The sequence below is a fragment of the Achromobacter sp. genome (assembly GCF_050285585.1).
Classification (GTDB): domain Bacteria; phylum Pseudomonadota; class Gammaproteobacteria; order Burkholderiales; family Burkholderiaceae_B; genus Achromobacter.
The window spans coordinates 26339-45105 of record NZ_JBLZXF010000014.1 but is presented as its reverse complement, the minus strand read 5'-3'; the positions used below and the strand labels follow the sequence as shown (position 1 = coordinate 45105).

Here is an 18767-nt window from a genome sequence, read left to right as displayed (position 1 = left end):
TCTTAAGATACAAGGAAAGGAGATTCTCATGCGCCATCCCCAATTCCTGACCGCATTCCCCCGCGGCCCGCGCCGCACCCGGAACAAGCCTCACGGCCATGGCCACGCGTCGCAGCACGATCATGACGGCCGGCACGCCCTTCACCAGCGCCATGCCGGCGCGGGGGGCGACTGGTTCTCGGGCTCGCCCGATGGCCGCGCAGACGCCGACGGCTTCGGCGGAGACGGGCGCGGCTGGGCGCGCGGCCGCAAGGTCAGCAGCGACGACCTCCAGCTCATGCTGCTGGGCCTGCTGGAGCAGAACCCCAGCCACGGCTATGAGCTCATCAAGGCGCTGGGCGCGCTCAGCAACGGCTTCTACACGCCCAGCCCCGGCATGGTCTATCCCGCGCTGACCTATCTGGAAGAACTGGGCTACGCCACCGTCGAGCAGGCCGGCGCGAAAAAACGCTACCACCTGGCGGAGCCCGGCCGCGCGCACCTGGAGGGCAACCGCGAACGCCTGTCCCTCATGTTCAACAAGCTCAAGCACGTCGCGCGCAAGATGGACTGGATGCGCCAGGCGTGGAGCGGCGAGCCGCGCAGCACGGGCCCCGAAGGCGAGGACACCGCGACCGGATGGCTGCCGGAATTCGTGGAGGCCCGCCAGGCGCTCAAGCGCGCGCTGCTGGAACGCACCGACGCCACGCCGAAGGAGCAGCGCCGCATCGCGGCCATCCTGGCGCGCGCAACGGAAGACATCACGGGCTCCTGTTCCTGATTTCAGACCTCATTCCCGGAGTTCCCATGACCCGTACCGACCTCAACGTCGAACGCGTCCGCCACGACCTGAAGATGCGCGCGCTGACCGTGGCAAGCGTCGAACGCATCGCCGGCCTGCTGGCCCGCGTCACCTTTACCGGCGACGATCTGCACGACTTCGTGTCGGCCTCGTTCGACGACCATGTGAAGCTGTTCTTTCCCGCCGACCCATCGCAGCCCCCGGCGCTGCCCGCCGTCGGGCCGGAGGGCGTCAAATTTCCTGAGGGCGCGCCCAAGCCCGCCGCGCGCGACTACACGCCGCGCCGCTACGACACGGCGAGCAAGGAGCTCGTCATCGATTTCGTGCTGCATGGCGACGGCCCGGCCTCGACCTGGGCCGCGCAGGCCGCGCCGGGCCAGCAGTTGGGCATCGGCGGGCCGCGCGGCTCTTTCGTGGTGCCCACGGGCTTCGACTGGCATGTGCTGATCGGCGACGAAACCGCCTTGCCCGCCATCGCGCGCCGCCTGGAAGAGCTGCCCGCGGCCGCGCAGGCGCTGGTGCTGATCGAAGTGCCGGCCGAATCGAACGAGATCCCGCTGCCCACCGCGGCCCGGGCTTCCATCCGCTGGCTGCATCGCAATGGCACCGCGCCAGGCCATAGCGTCCTGTTGCTGGAGGCCGCGCGCGAGTTGCGCCTGCCGCCCGGCGAAGGCTATGTCTGGGTAGCGGCGGAGTCGGCCGTGGCCAAGGCGCTGCGGGAAATCATGGTTGCGGGGCATGGCGTCGACAAGAGCCGCATCCGCGCCGCCAGCTATTGGAAGCGCGGCGCCGTCGCCGTGCATGAGTCGCACGAAGGCTGAGCGCGGGCGTCAAGCCCCGGTCAGCGCCAGCAGGTTCCGCACGCGCCCGCCGGCGCCTTGCTCTCGCACCGCCAGCCCCAGCACCGCGCGCGGCCAGTCCAGCGCGAAAGGGCGGTACACGACGCCATCGGGCCGCAAGTGGCGCAGGGACGCCGGCACGACCGCCACGCCCATGCCCGCGGCCACCAGGTTCACCGCGGACGACAATTGCGGCGCGCGCTGCCCGATCTGCGGGCTCAGGCCGTGTTGCCGGCATGCCGCCATGATGTCGGCGCTAAGCCCGTAGCCGGACTTGCGGGAATACAGGATGAAGCGTTCCCTCGCCAGGTCGGCGGGCGCCAGCCGCTTGCGCCGCGCCAGCGGGTGGCCGAGAGGCAGCGCCACCACCAGGGGCTCCTGCGCCAGCTCGATGAACGCCAGGCCGCCGTCCAGCGCGAAGGGCGGCCGCACGAAAGCCGCATCGATCGCGCCGCCGCGCAGTTGCGCCACCAGCGTTTCGCTGTCGCCTTGCGATAGCGTCATCTCCACGTCCGGGTAGCGCTGCCGGTACAGACGGATCAGCTCGGTCACGACGCCATTGAACGACGCGGACTCCGTGAACCCCAGAGTCAGTTCCCCGATCTCGCCGCGCGCGGCGCGCTGCGCCGCCAGGACGGCGGCCTGCGCGCGCTGCAGGATGTCCTGCGCGCATGCGAGGAAGGCGCGGCCCGCGTCGTTCAGGGCCACGCCGCGGCCGGTGCGGTCGAAGAGCGGCGTGCCCACTTCCTGCTCCAGCTGGCGGATCTGCTGGGACAGAGGCGGCTGCGCCATGCCCAGCTGTTCCGCCGCCCGAGTGAAGTGTTGGGCCTCGGCGGTGGCGACGAAGTAGCGTAGATGGCGCAGTTCCATATCAGTATGTAGAAAATACCAATTATCAATTTTCCATATATTGGACATTCTATTCCGGCGGGCCGATCATGGCGGCATCGCTCCACTCCCGCAAGGAATCCGCATGAACGCCCCTCCCAAACCCAGTACCCTGTTGCGCCAGCGCCTGGCCGAGGACATCGTCGTTGCGCCCGGCGCCTACGACGGCATGTCGGCCCGGCTGGTGGCCGCGGCCGGCTTTCCAGCCGTCTACGCCAGCGGCGGGGCCATTGCGCGCGCGGCCGGCTACCCGGACATAGGCCTGCTGAGCTTTACCGAAGTGATGGACCGGGTGGAGAAGATCGTGGACGCCAGCGGCCTGCCCGTGGTGGCGGACGCCGATACGGGCTTCGGCGGATCGGCCAACGTGGAGCGCACCGTGCGCATCATGGAGCGTGCCGGCGTGGCGGCTTTCCACATCGAGGATCAATCCTTTCCCAAGCGCTGCGGCCACCTGGACGACAAGAGCCTGGTCGACGTGGAAGAGATGTGCCGCAAGGTGCGCATCGCGCGCCAGACCCTGAGCGACGCCGATGCGCTGGTGATCGCCCGCACCGACGCCATCGCGGTGGAGGGCTTCGACGCGGCGCTGGTCCGCGCGGAGCGCTATCTGAAGGCGGGCGCCGACATGCTCTTCGTGGAAGCGCCCGAGACGCCGCAGCAGATCCAGGCCATCGCGCAGCGCCTGCCTGGCCTGAAGCTCATCAATATGTTCTATGGCGGCAAGACGCCGCTGGTGCCGCTGCCCGAGCTCGCGGCCATGGGCTACCGCCTGGTCATCATTCCGTCGGATCTGCAGCGCGCGGCCATCCACGCCATGCAGGACACGCTGGCCGCCATCCGGCGGACGGGCGACAGCAGCGAGATGGCCGACAGGCTGACCAGCTTCAAGGAACGCGAGGAAATCGTGCAGACCCGCCGCTACCTGGCGCTGGACGCGCAATAGGCGTCCAGCGCCGGGGCGGGCGTCATTTGCGGCAGCGCTTGGGCAGGGTCAGCGGCCACAGCCGCTGGTTGTGCGAGCCATACAGCGCGCGCACGCCGCATTCCATGGCCACCCGCGCGACCTGTCGGCCGGTGGGGTCGATGATCATCGACATGTCCATCGTGGACACGACGGCGCGCTGGCCCTGGAAGCGCGACACGACGTCGTACGCGGGCAGGATGGCCAACTGGCCTTCGTTGTTCGCGTAGCCGTAGGCGCTGTCCGTGTAGACAGGCGCCAGGCCTTCGCTCAGCGGCCCCAGCACGTCGAACGCAGGACCGGTCAGCGCGCCCTTGCCGTCGATCGCGCGCATGGCGTTGCTCGACAGGCGCGACACCGCGAACCCTTCCGAATATCCGGATGCGTATCCGTCGACGGTGAGGCGGGCCTTGCCGTCGAGCCCCGTATAGTCCGTCTTCTGCCTGTCGTTGGCGTAGTAGCGACGCAGCAGCGTGGTAGAGCCGAGGGGCCAGCTCCATTCCCCGGAAGGCAGCGCGGTAACGGTCTTGCCCTGCGCGTCGATCACGCGCGCGCCGTCGGTGTCCGTCAGCAGCGCGCGCGCGGGCGAGCCCCGGAACGTGCCGCCGACGGCGGAGCCGGGCGCGATCTGCCACTGGCCCTGCGCGTTCAGGTAGCCGCTGCGCGCGGCGCGGCGGATCGCCATCCAGTCCCCGAGGCGGCTATAGCTGGCGTCTTCCATGTCCAGGGTGTCGGATCCATCGGGCGAGACGATCCAGCGGTGCGTGCCGTCGCCGGCCATGATGGCGCCGTCTTCGTCCACGCCCGTCTGCAGCCTGGGCAGGAAGGCGGTCAGCGCGCGGCCCCGGGCATTGAACAGGGCTGCGGGACGCTCGTATTCGTCCTCTTGGGGGCCGGCCTGCTGCACCTTCCACAGCTGCGCGTTGACGCGTTCCGCGGCATGGTGGCTGGCCGGCACGATCCATTGGCCCTGGCGGTCGACGACGCCCACGCGGTCCGGCCCCAGCGACGCGATGGCCTGGCCATCCTGGAAGTCGCCGATGTGCTGGTAGAGGGGGGGCGACAGTTCCTTGCCCGCCACGAAGTCGTACAGGCCCCAGCGCGCGTCCTCGGCCGCGGTCTTCAGGAAGCGGACCACGCCGGGCGCGACGACTTCCGTCTCGAAGTAGTCGGGCAGCGCGTAGGTCTTGCCGTCGCGGTCGATCATGCGGCTCACGCCGCCTGCGTAGGCCAGCGCATAGCCGTGGCGGAACGCCCCGATGTGCTGTTGCACGGGCAGGTCCATGGGCTTGCCGGCGGCATCCAGCAGCCGCATGCCGTCCGCCGTTTCCGCGGCATAGCGCAGCTGCGCCGCCTTCAGGTCGCTTTGCTGCGGAACAAGGTAGTCGTCGTAGCCGTCGGCGCCGTCCAGCGGGATCACCGCCGTCCAGGAAGGATCCGCCGCGATGCTGCCGTCGGCCAGCACCAGGCCGGCGCCGGTCTCGCTGCCGCAATGGCAGTAGCCATGCGCGAGCAGGCCAAGCGGGCCGCCGGCGATGTCCAGGGGCAGTTGCTTCAGCGCCATTTCCTGCGCGGCCGCGACGGCTTCCGGCTTGAGCAGCGCTCGCCCTTCGGCATCCAGCACGTTCAGCAGCCCGCCCTCCTTGAAGAGCCATAGCTTGCCTTGCCGTACTTCCATCCGGCCGACCTCGTCCAGCCCGGCGGGCGCCGTGTCGCCATGGAGCCAGGCGCCCGTGGGGGTCAGCAGGCCGACGGGGACGCGCTCCGCGTTCGAGAACAGCACGTAGCCTTCATCGTCGGCGGCGACGGACAGGCCCGCGCCCAGCTCCAATGGCTCGCCGCGGCCCGGAGCCAGCGCCATGAGCCTGCCGCCGGAGGGGTAGAGGAGGATATCGCCGTAGCGCTGGGATCCGTAGGCCTCATCCGATTTCAGTTTGGCCACGGGCTCGCCCGCGGCATTCAGGACAACATAGTTGCCGCGGCCCAGTTCCGCGCTCCAGAAGGCCTTGCCCAGGGGCGACAGGTTCCGGTAGCCCTGGTCTTCGCCGATCGGCTTGCCTTCCGCGTCCAGCAGTACCGCGCCGCGCGGGCCGTAGGCCGTGGCCAGCACGCCCTCGTCGCGGGAGGTCGAGATGTCTTCGTAGACGGGTTCCAGCACCCAGTTCCATTTCTGGTCCACCAACCCATACCGGCCCTCGTCCGACATCGCGACGTACAGGCCCTTCCCGAAGGCCGTGGTCAGCTGCGTGCGGGAATCGCCGTAGCGGCGCTCGCCGGTGTTGGAGCGATATTCCAGTTTGTATTCCACCGTGGCCAGGGCCGGCACGCCGTCCTGCAGATGGAGGGACGCCACGCTCTCGTCCAGCGGTTCGCCCACGCGCTTGCCCTGGCGGTCTATCAGTTCCTTGCGGCCGTCGATCGTGGCCACGGCCAGGCCGATCTCCGCGAAGTCCTGCACCGCGTGGAATTGCGGCCGCACGGCCATCCGGCCGCGCGTATCGATGAAGCCCCACAGGCCTTGCCATTTGACGGCGGCCAGGCCGTGGCGGAAATCGCGTACCGCTTCGAAGATCGGCGGGATGGCCAGCCGGCCATTCTGGTCCAGGAAACCCCATGCGTGGCGGCGCAGCGAATTGTCGCCAGGGGCCGGGCCGGCGCCTTCCAGGGCGGACGGCAGCAGCACCGCCGCGCGCTGGTCGGACAGCGCCCGGATGCAGCCGTTGATGTAGGGGCTCCCCAGGCCCGAATCCGGCGTGGCATTGCTGTCGTAGGGGGCATTTTCCAGGCATGCGTCATGTCCGCCGTATTGCGCATGGGCGGACAGGGACACGCCCAGCGCGCCCAGGGCGCAGGCAAGGCGGGTGATGCGTAGTGCGCGTGACTTCATGATTGTTCCGCTTTGGCGTTGACGGGGGCGAGTTCGAACTTGTCGGCCGTGGGGCAGCTCATCTTCTCCTGCGGCCAAGTGATGCGGCCGACGTTGTCCAATATCGTCACCGTGTCGCACACCACGGCAAACGTCGCGAGGGGCTCTCCCTTGGTATCGATGAACTGCATGAATCCGTCCTGGCGCACCAGCGCGCGTTCTTCCTGGAAGTTCGCGGCCCAGGTGAACAGGGGCGGGATGGCATAGCGGCCGGTCAGGTCGATGTAGCCGTAGAACTTGCCGGTGCGCTGCTTGCGCTGCGCCGCGGCAAGTCCGTTTTTCAGCGGTCCCAGCGAGTCGAAATGCGGCCCGACCACCCGCTTGCCGCTGGTGTCGAGGAACCCGTACTTGCCGTTGCCCCCGCCGCCGCGATAGGGCACGACGCCTTCGCTGGCGCTCCGCGTTTCCACGCTGTACGCGCCGGGGATGCGCGTGATCTCCTTGCCCTGCAGGTCCGTCATGATGGTGCTGGACGTTTCGTCGTCCTCGAAGACGATGCGCTTCATGGTGGCCAGCGGCGTCCCGTCGCCGCGCTTGCCGAGCATCGGCTTGCCATCCTGGTCGATCACGCGGTAGCGCGATCCGTCATAGGCGCGGGCAAGGCCTTCGGGCTGCACGAAGAAGGGATTGAACTCGCCGTAGAGGGCAGGCACTTTCAATTCGCCCCGGGCGTCGATCGCGCCTTTGCGTTCTTCGTTCTCGACGTAGATCCAGTCCTCGTATTGCTCCCGGCGCGCGGGCGGGCCGTCGGAGAGGCGCAGGGCGCGGCCTTGCGCATCGAAGAGCACGGTGCCGGTATCCGCCAGCTTGGCGATGTAGCGTCCGCCCTTCAGCTTTTCCGGCTTCTCCGACAGCAGTTCGCTGGACTTGCCGTCGCGCAGGTTGACCAGCCGGTAGGCGCGGTCGGAGTAGCCGCCGCGGCGAGATTTGGATTCGGCGTCGCGGACCAGCATCAGGCCATTGCCCAGGTACTCCAGGTCATACGCGCTTTCGTAGGTGGCGGGCAGCACCCACTGGCCCTTGCGGTCGACGACGCCCCAGCGGCGCTTGTCCTGGACCTTGGCCCAGCCATCCTCGAATTTCTCGATCTGGTCGTACACCGGCTTGAGCACGGGCGCGCCGTCGCGCACGCTCCAGGCGCCCCAGCGCTGCTCACGGTTCTCGTCCGGCTCGCGATAGAGGATCAGCTCGCCATCGAATTCCGCGGCGCTGTCCAGGATCGCGGCGGGAACGGCGGCGGTCTTGCCGCGCGCGTCGATTAGCACGCTGCCGCGCCGCTTCGCCGCCTCTTGAGGGCGGGCCCAGGCGTAAGGGCCGCGGAAGGAGCGGATATCGAGGAAGCGGGGCGGAATCGTCCAGTTGCCTTCGGCGTCGATTGCGCCGGTCTTGTTGGCGCGGGTGCGGACGGGCAGGGGCATGGCGGCGTCATAGGCCGAGATATCTTCCCACTCCGCATTCGTGACGATCCTGCCCGTGGGGGTCAGGATGCCCATGGGCAGCGAATAGTCGAGCGGGTTCAGCAGCGCCAGGGGCAGCCGGGCCCGGGCGCTGTCGCCGCGCGCGCGGTCGCTGGGGTCGAAGGCGCGGACGCGATAGGCACGGAGTTGCGCGAGCGTGGCGGCGTCCAGCAGCGGCTTGCCGTCGCGCGTGTAGATCTGTACCAGGCCGCCTTCGCTGACTTCGGCGCCGCTGGCCGCCTCGGCCGCCTCGGCCGCCGCGCTGGCCGCGGCGGCAGGAGGGGCGGGAGGCGCGGGCGCGACGGCCACCATGGGAGGCGACGGCACGTCGGGCGGGGCCAGGGCGGCGTCGGCCGCGGCGTCTGCAGCATCCGCGGCGGCATCCGCCGTTAGCGCATGGTTCGTCACTGCGGTCTCGGCATCGGCCCCGGCCGCGGCTTCGGCCGGCATCGCGGCGTCCACCGCTACGCCCGGCGTTTCCGGACCGGCATCCACGCCGACTCCGTCTTGCGCGGTGGCTTCGGCGCCCGCGGCCGGCGCCTCCGCCTGCGCGGCGTTGCCGGGCAGGTTGCCGAAAACCCAGGCCAGGCCGTCGCGCACGTCCACTTGGCCCTGGCCGACCGCGACCTTCTGAAGCTTGCCGGCGGGATCGACCAGCAGCACCGCCTCGTCGTCGACCAAGAAATGCCAACCGTCCTTTTCCTGCGTTCTCGCGTAGTCGGAGGCGAAGCGATGCAGCACCTCGCGCTTGCCGTTCAGCAGGAGCGCCTTGTCGCGGTCGCCGGGCTTGGCCAGCCACAGGCCGGACGCCACGAATTGCAGGTGCGTGTAGCGTTCGGGCGCGAGCTCCTGGCCGCGCGCGTCCACGAACTGCCAGCGCCCGTCGCGCCTGACGGCTAGCATATTGCCGTCGCGCACCGGCGTTTCCTCGGACCTGAGCGTGTGCGGTTCGATCGCCCAGCTGCCGTCCGTATTCAGCAGGCCCCACCAGCCGCTATAGCGGGTGTCGCGCAATTGGGCTGGCAGGTAGCCGTCGGTGGGGGCCGCCAGCCTCATCACGCCTGCGGGCAGCGTGACCGCCTTGCGGGTCTCGGCGTTGAACAGTTTCGGCGGCTGGGGCATTTCCATCGACGCCAATTTCTGGCCGGGCCGGAAGCCCCAGCTGCGGGTGCCCAGCGGGAAGACCTTGATCACCTTGCCTTGCCGGTCGATCAGCACGTCGCGGCCGTCGTCCTCGACCAGCGCCGTGCCTTCGGCGTTAAAGCCGGTGGCGCGCGTGTAGCGGGGTTCGATGGCCCACTTGCCCTTGCGATCGATATAACCCCAGCGATCGCCCTGGCTCACGGCGGCCAGGCCGTTCTGGAACGATTCGGCTTCGGTGTAGGCGGGCGTGATCGCCATGCGGCCTTGCTTGTCGATGTAGCCCCACGTGCCCGCGTTGTCGCCGGCCGATCCCGTCAGCACCGCTGCCAGGCCTTCCTGGTAGGGCTGTTGGCAGTCCGGGCGCGAGCCCTGGTCGAGGAATCCGCTGCTGCAGCGGCTCATCCAGTCGGATTGCGCCTGAGCCGGGCCCTGGAAGATGGCCAGGCCGCTCAGCGCCAGGGTGAGCGCCAGCGGTTTGAGAGCGAGCCGGGCCTTCATTGCGCGGCGAGGCGGAGTCGGGCCGCCGAAGCAAAAGGGCCGAGCGGAGCGTGCCACATGGTCATAGGTCTGCCAGAAGGAGAAGGGAAGGCAGCACTGTAACGACGCGTAGCAAGCAATGGCTCGATAAATGTAACGATAGAAAACGAAGCGTTAACGGGGCATTCACCGGCGGCGCAAACGGCCCGATTGGAAGGACGATTGGCCTGGCGGATTCAGTCGTCCCGCCGCAAGCCGTGAGCCTGCATGCGCGTGCGCAACAGGGCGCGGGCGCGCGACAGGCGGCTGCGCACCGTGCCGACGGGCACGCCCAGGCGGGCCGCGGCGTCCTCGTAGGAGAGGTGTTCCACGCAGATCAGCAACAGGACCTGGCGCGAGCCCCGGGGAATTTCCTCCATGGACAGGTCCAGCACGCTTATCGTCTGCCGCAATTCCGCCTGCGCGGATGGGTCGGGGCGCGGACAGGCTTCGGGTTCGAGCAGGCTCTCGTCCACGAAGGTGTAGCGCCGCTCGGCTGCCCGCGAAAGATAATTGCGGATCAGGTTCAGGGCAATGCCGTACAGCCAGGTCGACGGTTTGCTGTCGCCGCGAAAATGCGCATACGACAGCGACATTTCCACGAACGCCTGTTGCGTGATGTCGTCCGCTTCCGTGTGGTTGCCTATGTGCCTGCCCACGAAGCGCCGCAGCGGAACGCGCTGTTCGCGCACCAGTTGCCCGATGAGATCGGAGGGCGCCGGGCGCGGCGAGGCGGGCTGGGGGGCATGATGGAGAACGGCGGTGGGAGCAGGGTGCATGGCGACGGTGCAGCGGTTCATGGACGGATTGCTCGATCCCCCGTGGCCTTTGCGGAAGGGATGGCGGGGCGCTGCGGAGCCAGTCTAGTGTTGGAAGATTCAGTAGCAAATACGGCGCATGCCGTATTCTTCCGGCCCGCCGCGCGCGGGCGTCAGGCCGTGGGCAGGCCCAGGCGCACTGCGTAGGCGACCAGTTCGGCGGTGTTGTGCAGGGCGAGTTTGCGCATCAGGTTCTCGCGGTGCTTGCGTGCCGTGAAGGGGCTGATGTGCAGCGCCTGCGCGATCTGCGCCGCCGTGGCGCCGAGCGCCGCCAGCGCCAGCACTTGCTGCTCGCGCGGTGTGAGGGTTTCAGCGGGGACCGCGGGCAGAGGGGCCTGCGGCGCGCGGGCGCGGGCCGGCCCGTCCGTCAGCCGCGCGATGGCGTCGAGCAGCGCCTGGGCATTGCCCGTCTTGGCCAGGTATGCGTCGGCGCCTGCCTCCAGCACCGCCGCGCGCGTGCGCGCGTCGGTGTTCGCGGTCAGCACGATGATGCGCAATGCCGGGTGGCTCGCGCGCAAGGCGCGCACCCAGCCCGACCCCGATACGCCGGGCATTCCCAGGTCCAGCACCAGCAGGTCCGCGCCATGCGCCGCCAGCAGGGCCAGCACCTGTTCGCCCGTCGCGGCCTCGTCGATCGCGCCGATGGCGGCGGGCATGCCGGCCAGCACCATCTTCAGGCCTTCGAGCACGATCCCGTGGTCATCGGCCAGCAGGATGCGCAGGGGCGCGCGAGGGGCGGGGAAGATCATCGGGGGGACGGGCGGAATCGACCACGAAATGTGTCAGAATGATGCGTCATTATAGGGACCCATCCCTGCCAGGCCCATGACTCCCTCCGCCGCCTCCGCCGCGCAGCCCCCGGCCCCTTCCTCCGAGTATTCCCGCGCCATCCCGGCGCCGTCCCCGCCCGTGCTCACGGAGACCGCTTCAACGGCTGCCGCGCTGGCCGGCCTGTTGTACCGGCAGTCCTACGGCGTGCTGTTCGCCAATTTCGCGGTAGTGGTGCCCGTTGCCTACGTGATGCGGACCAGCGTCCCGGCATGGCTGCTGCTGGCCTGGGCCGGCGCCATCTACGTGCTTACCGGGCTCAGGGCGCTGGTCAACCGCGCCTTCCTGCGGCGCCAGGTCCCGGCCGAGGCGCTCGGGCGCTGGGTGGGCGGCTTCAGCGCGCTGTCCTGGCTGTCCGGCCTGCTGTGGGGGCTGGCTGGCCTGGCTGCCGTGCTTTCGCAGGACGACACGATGCTGGCGTTCGGCTGCGTCATGCTGGCGGGCATGTGCAGCGGCGCCGTGCCATCGCTATCGGCCTATCCGCCGGCCTACGCGGGCTCGGCGCTGGCCATGCTGGCGCCTTTCACCGTGGCCTGCCTCGCCGAAGGGGACGGCGTGCACCTGGTGTACGCGGCCTTTGCCGTGTGCCTGTTCGGCGTCAATCTCTATTTCAGCGCGATCACCTACCGCAGCCTCAAGACCACCGTAGCGCTGCGTTTCGAGAACATGGCCCTGATCCGGAATTTGGAACGCGAGCGCGATCGCGTCGCCGCCGCGGACCAGGCCAAGACGCGTTTCCTGGCCGCCGCCGGGCACGATCTGCGCCAGCCCGTCCACGCGCTGGGCCTGTTCACCGACATCCTGGCCAGCCGGGCCGAGCAGGGCCACCTCAGCCCGCAGGACACGCTGCACGTGGCGCGGCGCCAGCAAACCGTACTGGAGGGACTGAACCGGCTGCTGGACGGCTTGCTGGACGTCTCCCGCATGGACGCGCACCTGCTGCGCGTGGAGCGGCGCCGGCTACGGCTGGACGATCTGTTCGAAAGCCTGCGGCAGGACTACGAACCGCAGGCGCTTGCGCATGGGCTCAGGCTGACCGTCCTGCCCACGGACGTCGAACTGGACACCGACCCGGCGCTGTTGCGCCGCATCCTGGACAATCTGCTGGGCAACGCGCTGTCGTACACGCCGAGGGGCCGCGTGCTCCTCTGCGCCCGGCCCCGGCGCGGCGGTACGCTGATCCAGGTGTGGGATACCGGCGTCGGGATCGCGCCGCAGGCGCAGGAGACGGTGTTCGCCGAATTCACGCGCGGCGCGGGGGCGCCCGGCGGCCAGGGGCTGGGCCTGGGGCTGGCCATCGTCCGCCGGCTGTCGGGGTTGCTGGGCTACGAGGCCACCCTGCGGTCCCGGCCCGAGCGCGGGTCGGTGTTTTCGATCTGGGCGCCGGCGGCCGCTGACATTCCCGCAAGGCATGCAGCGGGCAAAAAATAATCCGTTGAATCCCGGGCGCGGCCCCCCTGTAATAGGCACGGTGCCCGCCCGAAGGGGGGCGAAGTCTTATGCAGAGGTCCGCCATGCCCGCCGTACGCAAGTCTTCCCTGGATGCCCCTCAACTCTGGCTGCTGGTCCTGGCCGGCGGCGTCGTCATGGGCCTGGCCCTGGGCGCGCGCCACGTGCAGGGTCTGTTCCTGCTGCCCGTCACCATGGACCGGGGCTGGAGCCGGGAAACCTTCGCCATGGCCATGGCGGTGCAAAACCTTACCTGGGGCATTGTCCAGCCCTTCACCGGCATGATCGCGGACCGCTACGGGTCGGCCAAGGTCATTGCGGGCGGCCTGGCGTGCTACGCGCTGGGGCTGGCCGGCATGGCCCATGCCGCGACGCCCGCGGCCTTTCTGTGGACGGCGGGCGTATGCATCGGCGTGGCCCTGTCCGGCACGGCGTTTGCCGTGGTCTACGGCGCGCTGAACCGCCTGGTGGCGCCGGAGCGGCGCAGCTGGGCGCTGGGCGTGGCGGGAGCGGTGGGCGGATTGGGCCAGTTCACCATGGTGCCGGCCGCGCAGTGGCTGATCGGGGGCTGGGGCTGGGTCGCGGCCCTGCTGTCGTTCGCGGTGGTTTGCGCCATGCTGCTGCCCCTGGCGTTTCCGCTGAGGGAGCCGGACAACCGGCCGCAGGACGCGAACGCCCCGGACGCCGGCCTGTCGCTGCCGGCGGCCATCCGCGAGGCCTTCTCCCAGCCGGGGTTCTGGCTGCTGAACCTGGGGTTCCTGGCCTGCGGCTTCCAGCTCGCCTTCATCGGCACGCACCTGCCGGCCTACCTGATGGACAAGGGCCTGCGCGCGTCCGACGGGGTGGCCGCGCTGGCCATCATCGCCCTGGCCAACGTCATGGGCACGTATGTCTGCGGCCTGCTGGGCGGGCACCATCGCCGCAAGTATCTGCTGGCGGGCATCTACCTGATCCGCGCGGCGGCCATCGCCCTGTTCGTGCTGCTGCCGTTGTCGACGTGGAGCGTATACGCTTTCGCGGCCGTCATGGGCTTCATCTGGCTGGGCACCGTGCCGCTGACCAACGGGCTGATCTCGCAGGTGTTCGGCGTGCGCTACATCACGACGCTGTTCGGCTTCGTGTTCTTCGGCCACCAGCTGGGATCGTTCCTGGGAGTATGGCTGGGCGGCATCGTATTCGAGGCGACCCGGTCCTACGACTTGATCTGGCTTGGCGCCATGGCGCTGGGCGTGCTGTCGGCCGCGCTGCACTGGCCGATCGACGATCGCGAGATCCGGCGCGCCCGCGGCGCGGCCGGCGCGGCGGGCTAGAGCGGCCGGTGCTGCGTGCCCGCGCCCATGGTGACGTGCAGCATGCGGCAGGGGGCGAGGACCTTGACCGTGTGCCACGCGCCCCGCGGAATCACATAGGCGTCGCCCGCCTGCAGCCTGATGGCCTGGATGCCGGTGGGCCATTCCAGCTGCAACTCGGCCGCGCCGGACATCAGGCGCACGACCTCGTCGGCCTCCGGATGCATTTCCCATTGCGGCCAGTCCGAGGAAAATGTGTATTCGGACAGCAGCCAGCCGCGTCCGAACCGGTCGAGTTCATCGGGCGGCCGGGACCAGAATGCGTCCCCGCCTTCCACGGTGGAGCTGGCGCCCGAGGCGTCCAGCAGGACATAGTGCGATGACAGATCGGTAGCCATGATGCGCTTCCTTGGGTGAGGGGCGTCGGGCCAGTGTAAAGCGATATCATGTCGGTCATCGGCAACACAGGAGAGGGCGATGAGCCAGGGATTCGACGGCGTCAGGCCCGCGTCCGAGTCGTCCATCGAGATCGGCTTCTTCCATGACGGCCGGCATTGCGTCGAGCGCATCCGGGCCAAGCCCACCGCCGCCAATCTGAAACGCGCGGCCGAGCGGCGGGCCGCCATCCTGGAAGCCATCGCGCGAGGCGAGTTCGACTACGATGCCGAATTTCCGAAACGCGGCCGCGCGGCCAAGCCATCACAGGGTTCCGCATGACGAGCAACGAACATCTGGAAATCAATGACCTGACGCCCGAGGCCTTCCGTGCCTACGGCTGGATGCTGGGCAAACCCATGCCGGACGGCAACGGCGTGCCGCTGTATTCCAACCCGGCCACCGACTTCTGGCAGGAACACCTGTTCAATACCGGCGCGGGCGGCGACGCCGAGCTGCTGTGGGTCAACTATCGCAGCCAGTCCCGGGAAATCGCGAGCCTGGAAAAGCACCTGCTGACCCAGCAGGCCATCGTCCCCCTGACGGGCGAAATCATCCAGGTCGTGGCGCGCAGCGCGGCGGACGGCAGCCCCGACCTGTCCACCCTGGCGGCGTTCCGGGTGCCGCAGGGGCAGGGCGTCTGCATGCGGCCCGGCTGCTGGCACGCCACGCGCGTTGCCGATGCCGAGGTCACCTGCCTGATGCTGACGCGCCGCTCCACCACCCTGGACCTGATCCAGCACCTGACCACGGACGCCGCCGCCAGCGAAAGCGCGATCGCGTCCATCCCCGCGCAGCAGCTCGAAGGCGTGAGCCAGGCGGCCTGAGGCCGCGTTCCAGCGCCCGGCCAGTGGCGGCCCCCTCGGCCCGCCCCGTCGGATTCGTACCCCAGCCGCGCGAAAGGCGGCCATTTGCCGCAGTCGCTATCCGTCCGGAACAGGGCGCGGAATGCGTCGAAGGGCGCCTGCGGTTCGCGCGCCTGGATCGCGGCGCCGCCGCCGCGTGCCGCCTGCATCCGGATATAAGAGCGGGCGCGCGCGTTCCCGTGCGGGAGACGCCTATTCTTCTACATCTTCGGGAAATGTGACAGAATCCCCGGGGAATTCACGCCGTGCGCGGGACGCCGCCGCCCGGGCGCCGTCCAGTTCAAGCGTTGGAGCCTCGAATGCGCGACCGTCACATCAGCACCGGATCCATTCTTGCGGGCAGTCGCCACCGCTTTGCGCGGGCCGCCTTCCGGCTGGCCGCCGCGGCCATGCTGGCAGGCGCCCTGGCCGGATGCAGCTTCAACTCGCCCGATGCCGCCTCCGGTTCGCAATCGGTGGGCATCGACGGCGTCAGCGCGCAGCAGGCGCGCGCCATCGCCCGCGAAGCCTATCTGTACGGCACCCCCATGGTTGCCAGCTATCAGGCCATGTACGCCTTCAGCATCGACAAGAGCAGCCCGCAGTACAAGGGGCCGTTCAATACCGTCAACAGCGTGGCGCGCCTCTTCACGCCCGAGGACAAGGCCTCTGCAACGCCCAATTCCGACACGCCGTATTCGTTCGCGGTGCTGGACCTGCGGGCGGAGCCCGTCGTCATCAGCGTGCCCCCGATGGAGCCGGGGCGCTACTTCGCGCTGCAGTTGATGGATCTGTACACGCATAACTTCGCCTATATCGGCAGCCGCAGCACCGGCAACGGCGGCGGCAGGTTTCTGGTGGCCGGCCCGCGCTGGAATGGCAAGACACCCGCGGGCATCACCAAGGTCTTCAAGTCGGAAACGGAACTGGTCAACCTGGTGGGCCGCACGCAGCTCTTCAATGCCGCCGACCTGAACAACGTCAAGCGCATCCAATCGCGCTACAAGATCCAGACGCTGTCTTCCTTCCGCAGGCAGCGTCCGCCCGCGCCCGCGGCGGAAGTGCACTGGGTCCCCGCCGAGCCGCCGGCGCAGTTGCGCAGTTCGCTGGAGTTCTACAACCAGCTGGCGTTCCTGTTGCAGTTCGCGCCCGCGCATGCCTCCGAGGCGCCGCTGCGCGAGCGCTTCGCCAGCATCGGCCTGCGGCCCGGCGAACCCTTCCAGACCGACAATATCCACCCCGCGCTGCGCCGCGCCTTGCAGGAAGGCATGCACGACGGCCAGAACGATATCGACAAGAAGCGCGAGGCCCTGAATGGCCGGACCGACGGGCTGTACGGCGACCGCAAGGCGCTGAACAACAATTACCTGGCGCGCGCCACCGGCGCGCAGGTCGCCCTCGGCGGCGGCAGCCGCGAGGAAGTCCTGGCGCCCGTGCTGGAGAAGGACGCCTACGGCCAGCTGCTGGATGGGCGCAACTCATACACCCTGCGCTTCCCGCCGCGCGGCCTGCCGCCCGTCAGGGCATTCTGGTCCATGACCATGTACCGGCTTCCCGACCAGCAACTGGTGCCCAATCCCATCAAGCGCTATCTGATCAACTCATCCACGTTGCGGTCGTTGAAGCGGGATGCGGATGGCGGGGTGACGATCTACATCCAGCCGGAGTCGCCGGGGAAATCCAAGGAGTCCAATTGGCTGCCCGCCCCGCAGGGGCCGTTCATGGTGGCGATGCGGTATTACTGGCCCAAGCCCGCCATGCTGGACGGCAAGTGGACACAGCCGGAAATCAGGCGGGTGGCAAGATAGCGGCATGAAGCGCAATTTCAATATCCACGACCTGCGTATCTTCTATACGGTGGTCATGACCGGCTCGACCCGGCAGGCCGCGCAGGTCATGCACCTGACGCAGCCCGCCATCAGCCACGCCATTTCGCGCCTGGAGGGGGCCACGGGCGTGCAGCTGTTCGACCGCTCCCACAAGACGCTGCGGCCGACGGAGGCCGGGCAGTACCTCTACAGCGAGGCGAAGTTCGTGCTGGACGAACTGGTGCGCATCGACGAGGCGCTGCACAGCATCGAACAGTTCGGCGGCCGGGGCCTCAGGATCGCCTCGTCGCCCGCGCTGGCCCTGGGCTACGCGCCCGATGCCGTGCGCCGGTATCTGGACGCGAACGGCACCCGGCCGTTTTCCATCGACATCGAATCGTCCGTGCAGGCAATCAGCGCCGTCGAGACCATGCGGGCGGATTTCGGCCTGGGGGCGGTCAGCCGCGACAGCGCGCGCCTGAACTTCACGCCATTCCTGCGCACCGACGTTGTGGCCATCGCGCATCGCGACCACCCCCTGGCGGCCCGCGACGTGGTCGCGGTGGGAGACATCCCGCCCGAAACCTACGTCAAGCCCTTATGGTCCGACTACGTCGTCGCGCAGGGCGATATCGCGGATTCGCTCATCCTGCGTTCGGGCATGCGGGCGCACATGTCGCTCGTGCCGGGCACCGTCCGCGCCGTGAAGGGCATCAGCCTGGTCAACGCGCTGTCCGCCTGGGACATCGCGGCCGCCTATCCCGACCTGGCGGTGCGGCCGCTAGCGTCGCGCCAGTGGTTCGACTTCCTGCTCATCACGCGCCGGGAGGCGCAGAACCAGGACTTGGCCGAGCGGCTGCTGGACGCGTTGCGCGCCACCGCCGAGGAACGCCGCGGCGGCATCTACGCCCAGGCCATCGAGCTGCTCGGCTGAGCCGCCCGGCCTCAGTCCGCCGGCGGCTGCCAGGGCAGGGATTGCAGGTCGCCGTCGATGCTGATCGCCTGCCCGCTGACCATCGCGCCGAACGGGCTGGCCAGGAACAGCGCCATGTTGGCGATGTCCGCCGCTCGCACGAACTGCCGCAGGCTGACGCCGGAAAGCTCCAGCCGGGTTTCTTCGTCGACGGTCAGCCCCATGTTCTTCGCCCGCGCCTCGATCACCCGTTCGATCCGCGGGCCCGCCACCAGCCCCGGCAGCAGCGCGTTGACGCGTATGCCATAGCCTCCCAGCTCCACCGCCAGCGAGCGCGTCAGGCCCACGACGCCCCATTTGGTCGCCGCGTAGGGCGTGCGCATCGGCACGCCCATGCGGCCCGCCACGGAACTGATATTGATGATGCTGCCGCCGCCGGACGCGCGCAGCGCGGGCAGCGCGTGCCGCACCGTGTGGAACTGCGAGGCCAGGTTGATGTCCAGCGTCGCGTCCAGCTCCTGCGGCGCGATGTCGGCGATGCCTGCCGTCGGCCCGGCAATGCCGGCGTTGTTCACCAGCACGTCCAGCCCGCCCAGGTGCGCCAGCGCTTCCTGCATGTAGCGGTCCACTTCCTCGCGCCGGCTCACGTCGGCCCGCGACTTCGGGTGGGGGCAGGACGCCAGGGCCTGTTCGTCGACGTCGCAGATATGCACGCGGGCGCCGCGCTCCGCGAATGCGGCGGCGATCGCCGCGCCGATCCCCGCCGCGCCCGCGGTCACGATGACGCGCTTGCCGGAAAGGTCCACGGGCAGCGCGGAAATATCGCCCGGGACGTGGCTCTTGATGGTCATGGCTATTCCTTCTAGTT

16 protein-coding genes are annotated in these 18767 nt (G+C 69.1%); 9 read left to right on the top strand and 7 right to left on the bottom strand.

The features are described 5' to 3' along the window. Positions 1–28: 28 nt before the first annotated feature. Both ACN6PJ_RS18915 and ACN6PJ_RS18910 read left to right on the top strand, forming a co-directional pair. The gene (locus ACN6PJ_RS18915) at positions 29–760 is read left to right on the top strand and encodes a PadR family transcriptional regulator (protein ID WP_427997373.1); all 732 of its coding nucleotides are present in this window, start codon (positions 29–31) and stop codon (positions 758–760) included. A 26-nt stretch (positions 761–786) separates the two neighbouring features. Then, complete coding sequence (locus ACN6PJ_RS18910; protein ID WP_427997372.1) at positions 787–1602, top strand: siderophore-interacting protein; 816 nt, start codon at positions 787–789, stop codon at positions 1600–1602. Positions 1603–1611: 9 nt separating this feature from the next. Here ACN6PJ_RS18910 and ACN6PJ_RS18905 read toward each other — a convergent pair whose 3' ends face one another. Next, a complete protein-coding gene (locus tag ACN6PJ_RS18905) occupies positions 1612–2490 on the bottom strand; it encodes a LysR family transcriptional regulator (RefSeq protein WP_427997371.1) in 879 nt (292 codons plus the stop codon). Between the two features lie 103 nt (positions 2491–2593). Here ACN6PJ_RS18905 and ACN6PJ_RS18900 point away from each other — a divergent pair, with 103 nt between their 5' ends. After that, on the top strand, positions 2594–3454 hold the full coding sequence (locus tag ACN6PJ_RS18900; RefSeq protein ID WP_427997370.1) for an isocitrate lyase/PEP mutase family protein: 861 nt from the start codon (positions 2594–2596) through the stop codon (positions 3452–3454). A gap of 22 nt (positions 3455–3476) precedes the next feature. On the opposite strand, the gene ACN6PJ_RS18895 is transcribed toward ACN6PJ_RS18900, so the two are convergent. The 4 genes from ACN6PJ_RS18895 to ACN6PJ_RS18880 form a co-directional block, all read right to left on the bottom strand. Further along, complete coding sequence (locus ACN6PJ_RS18895) at positions 3477–6359, bottom strand: WG repeat-containing protein (RefSeq protein ID WP_427997369.1); 2883 nt, start codon at positions 6357–6359, stop codon at positions 3477–3479. Continuing rightward, a complete protein-coding gene (locus ACN6PJ_RS18890; protein ID WP_427997368.1) occupies positions 6356–9496 on the bottom strand; it encodes a WG repeat-containing protein in 3141 nt (1046 codons plus the stop codon). The genes ACN6PJ_RS18895 and ACN6PJ_RS18890 overlap by 4 nt, the downstream gene beginning before the upstream one ends. Before the next feature lie 215 nt (positions 9497–9711). Further along, on the bottom strand, positions 9712–10314 hold the full coding sequence (locus tag ACN6PJ_RS18885) for an RNA polymerase sigma factor (protein ID WP_427997367.1): 603 nt from the start codon (positions 10312–10314) through the stop codon (positions 9712–9714). A 131-nt stretch (positions 10315–10445) separates the two neighbouring features. After that, complete coding sequence (locus ACN6PJ_RS18880) at positions 10446–11081, bottom strand: response regulator (protein ID WP_427997366.1); 636 nt, start codon at positions 11079–11081, stop codon at positions 10446–10448. Positions 11082–11157: 76 nt separating this feature from the next. On the opposite strand from ACN6PJ_RS18880, the gene ACN6PJ_RS18875 reads away from it, so the two are divergent. After that, positions 11158–12591, top strand: coding sequence for a sensor histidine kinase (locus tag ACN6PJ_RS18875; protein WP_427997365.1), 1434 nt, complete (start codon positions 11158–11160; stop codon positions 12589–12591). 83 nt (positions 12592–12674) lie between these two features. Continuing rightward, the gene (locus ACN6PJ_RS18870) at positions 12675–13919 is read left to right on the top strand and encodes an MFS transporter (RefSeq protein WP_427997364.1); all 1245 of its coding nucleotides are present in this window, start codon (positions 12675–12677) and stop codon (positions 13917–13919) included. On the opposite strand, the gene ACN6PJ_RS18865 is transcribed toward ACN6PJ_RS18870, so the two are convergent. Continuing rightward, positions 13916–14296: a cupin domain-containing protein gene (locus tag ACN6PJ_RS18865; protein WP_427997363.1), complete on the bottom strand. Its 381-nt coding sequence runs from the start codon at positions 14294–14296 to the stop codon at positions 13916–13918. The two genes, ACN6PJ_RS18870 and ACN6PJ_RS18865, sit on opposite strands and share 4 nt — an antisense overlap. A 79-nt stretch (positions 14297–14375) precedes the next feature. Here ACN6PJ_RS18865 and ACN6PJ_RS18860 point away from each other — a divergent pair, with 79 nt between their 5' ends. From ACN6PJ_RS18860 to ACN6PJ_RS18845, 4 genes are all read left to right on the top strand, one after another. Next, positions 14376–14615: an Arm DNA-binding domain-containing protein gene (locus tag ACN6PJ_RS18860; protein WP_129526979.1), complete on the top strand. Its 240-nt coding sequence runs from the start codon at positions 14376–14378 to the stop codon at positions 14613–14615. Beyond that, the gene (locus ACN6PJ_RS18855) at positions 14612–15160 is read left to right on the top strand and encodes an ureidoglycolate lyase (RefSeq protein ID WP_427997362.1); all 549 of its coding nucleotides are present in this window, start codon (positions 14612–14614) and stop codon (positions 15158–15160) included. The genes ACN6PJ_RS18860 and ACN6PJ_RS18855 overlap by 4 nt, the downstream gene beginning before the upstream one ends. A 338-nt stretch (positions 15161–15498) precedes the next feature. Beyond that, a complete protein-coding gene (locus ACN6PJ_RS18850) occupies positions 15499–16986 on the top strand; it encodes a DUF1254 domain-containing protein (protein WP_427997361.1) in 1488 nt (495 codons plus the stop codon). Positions 16987–16990: 4 nt separating this feature from the next. After that, positions 16991–17920 carry a LysR family transcriptional regulator gene (locus ACN6PJ_RS18845; RefSeq protein WP_427997360.1) on the top strand — a complete coding sequence of 310 codons (930 nt, stop codon included), beginning with the start codon at positions 16991–16993 and terminating at the stop codon, positions 17918–17920. Positions 17921–17931: 11 nt separating this feature from the next. Here the strand turns inward: ACN6PJ_RS18845 and ACN6PJ_RS18840 are convergent, their stop codons facing one another. Further along, on the bottom strand, positions 17932–18750 hold the full coding sequence (locus tag ACN6PJ_RS18840; RefSeq protein ID WP_427997359.1) for an SDR family oxidoreductase: 819 nt from the start codon (positions 18748–18750) through the stop codon (positions 17932–17934). Between the last annotated feature and the right edge of the window lie 17 nt (positions 18751–18767).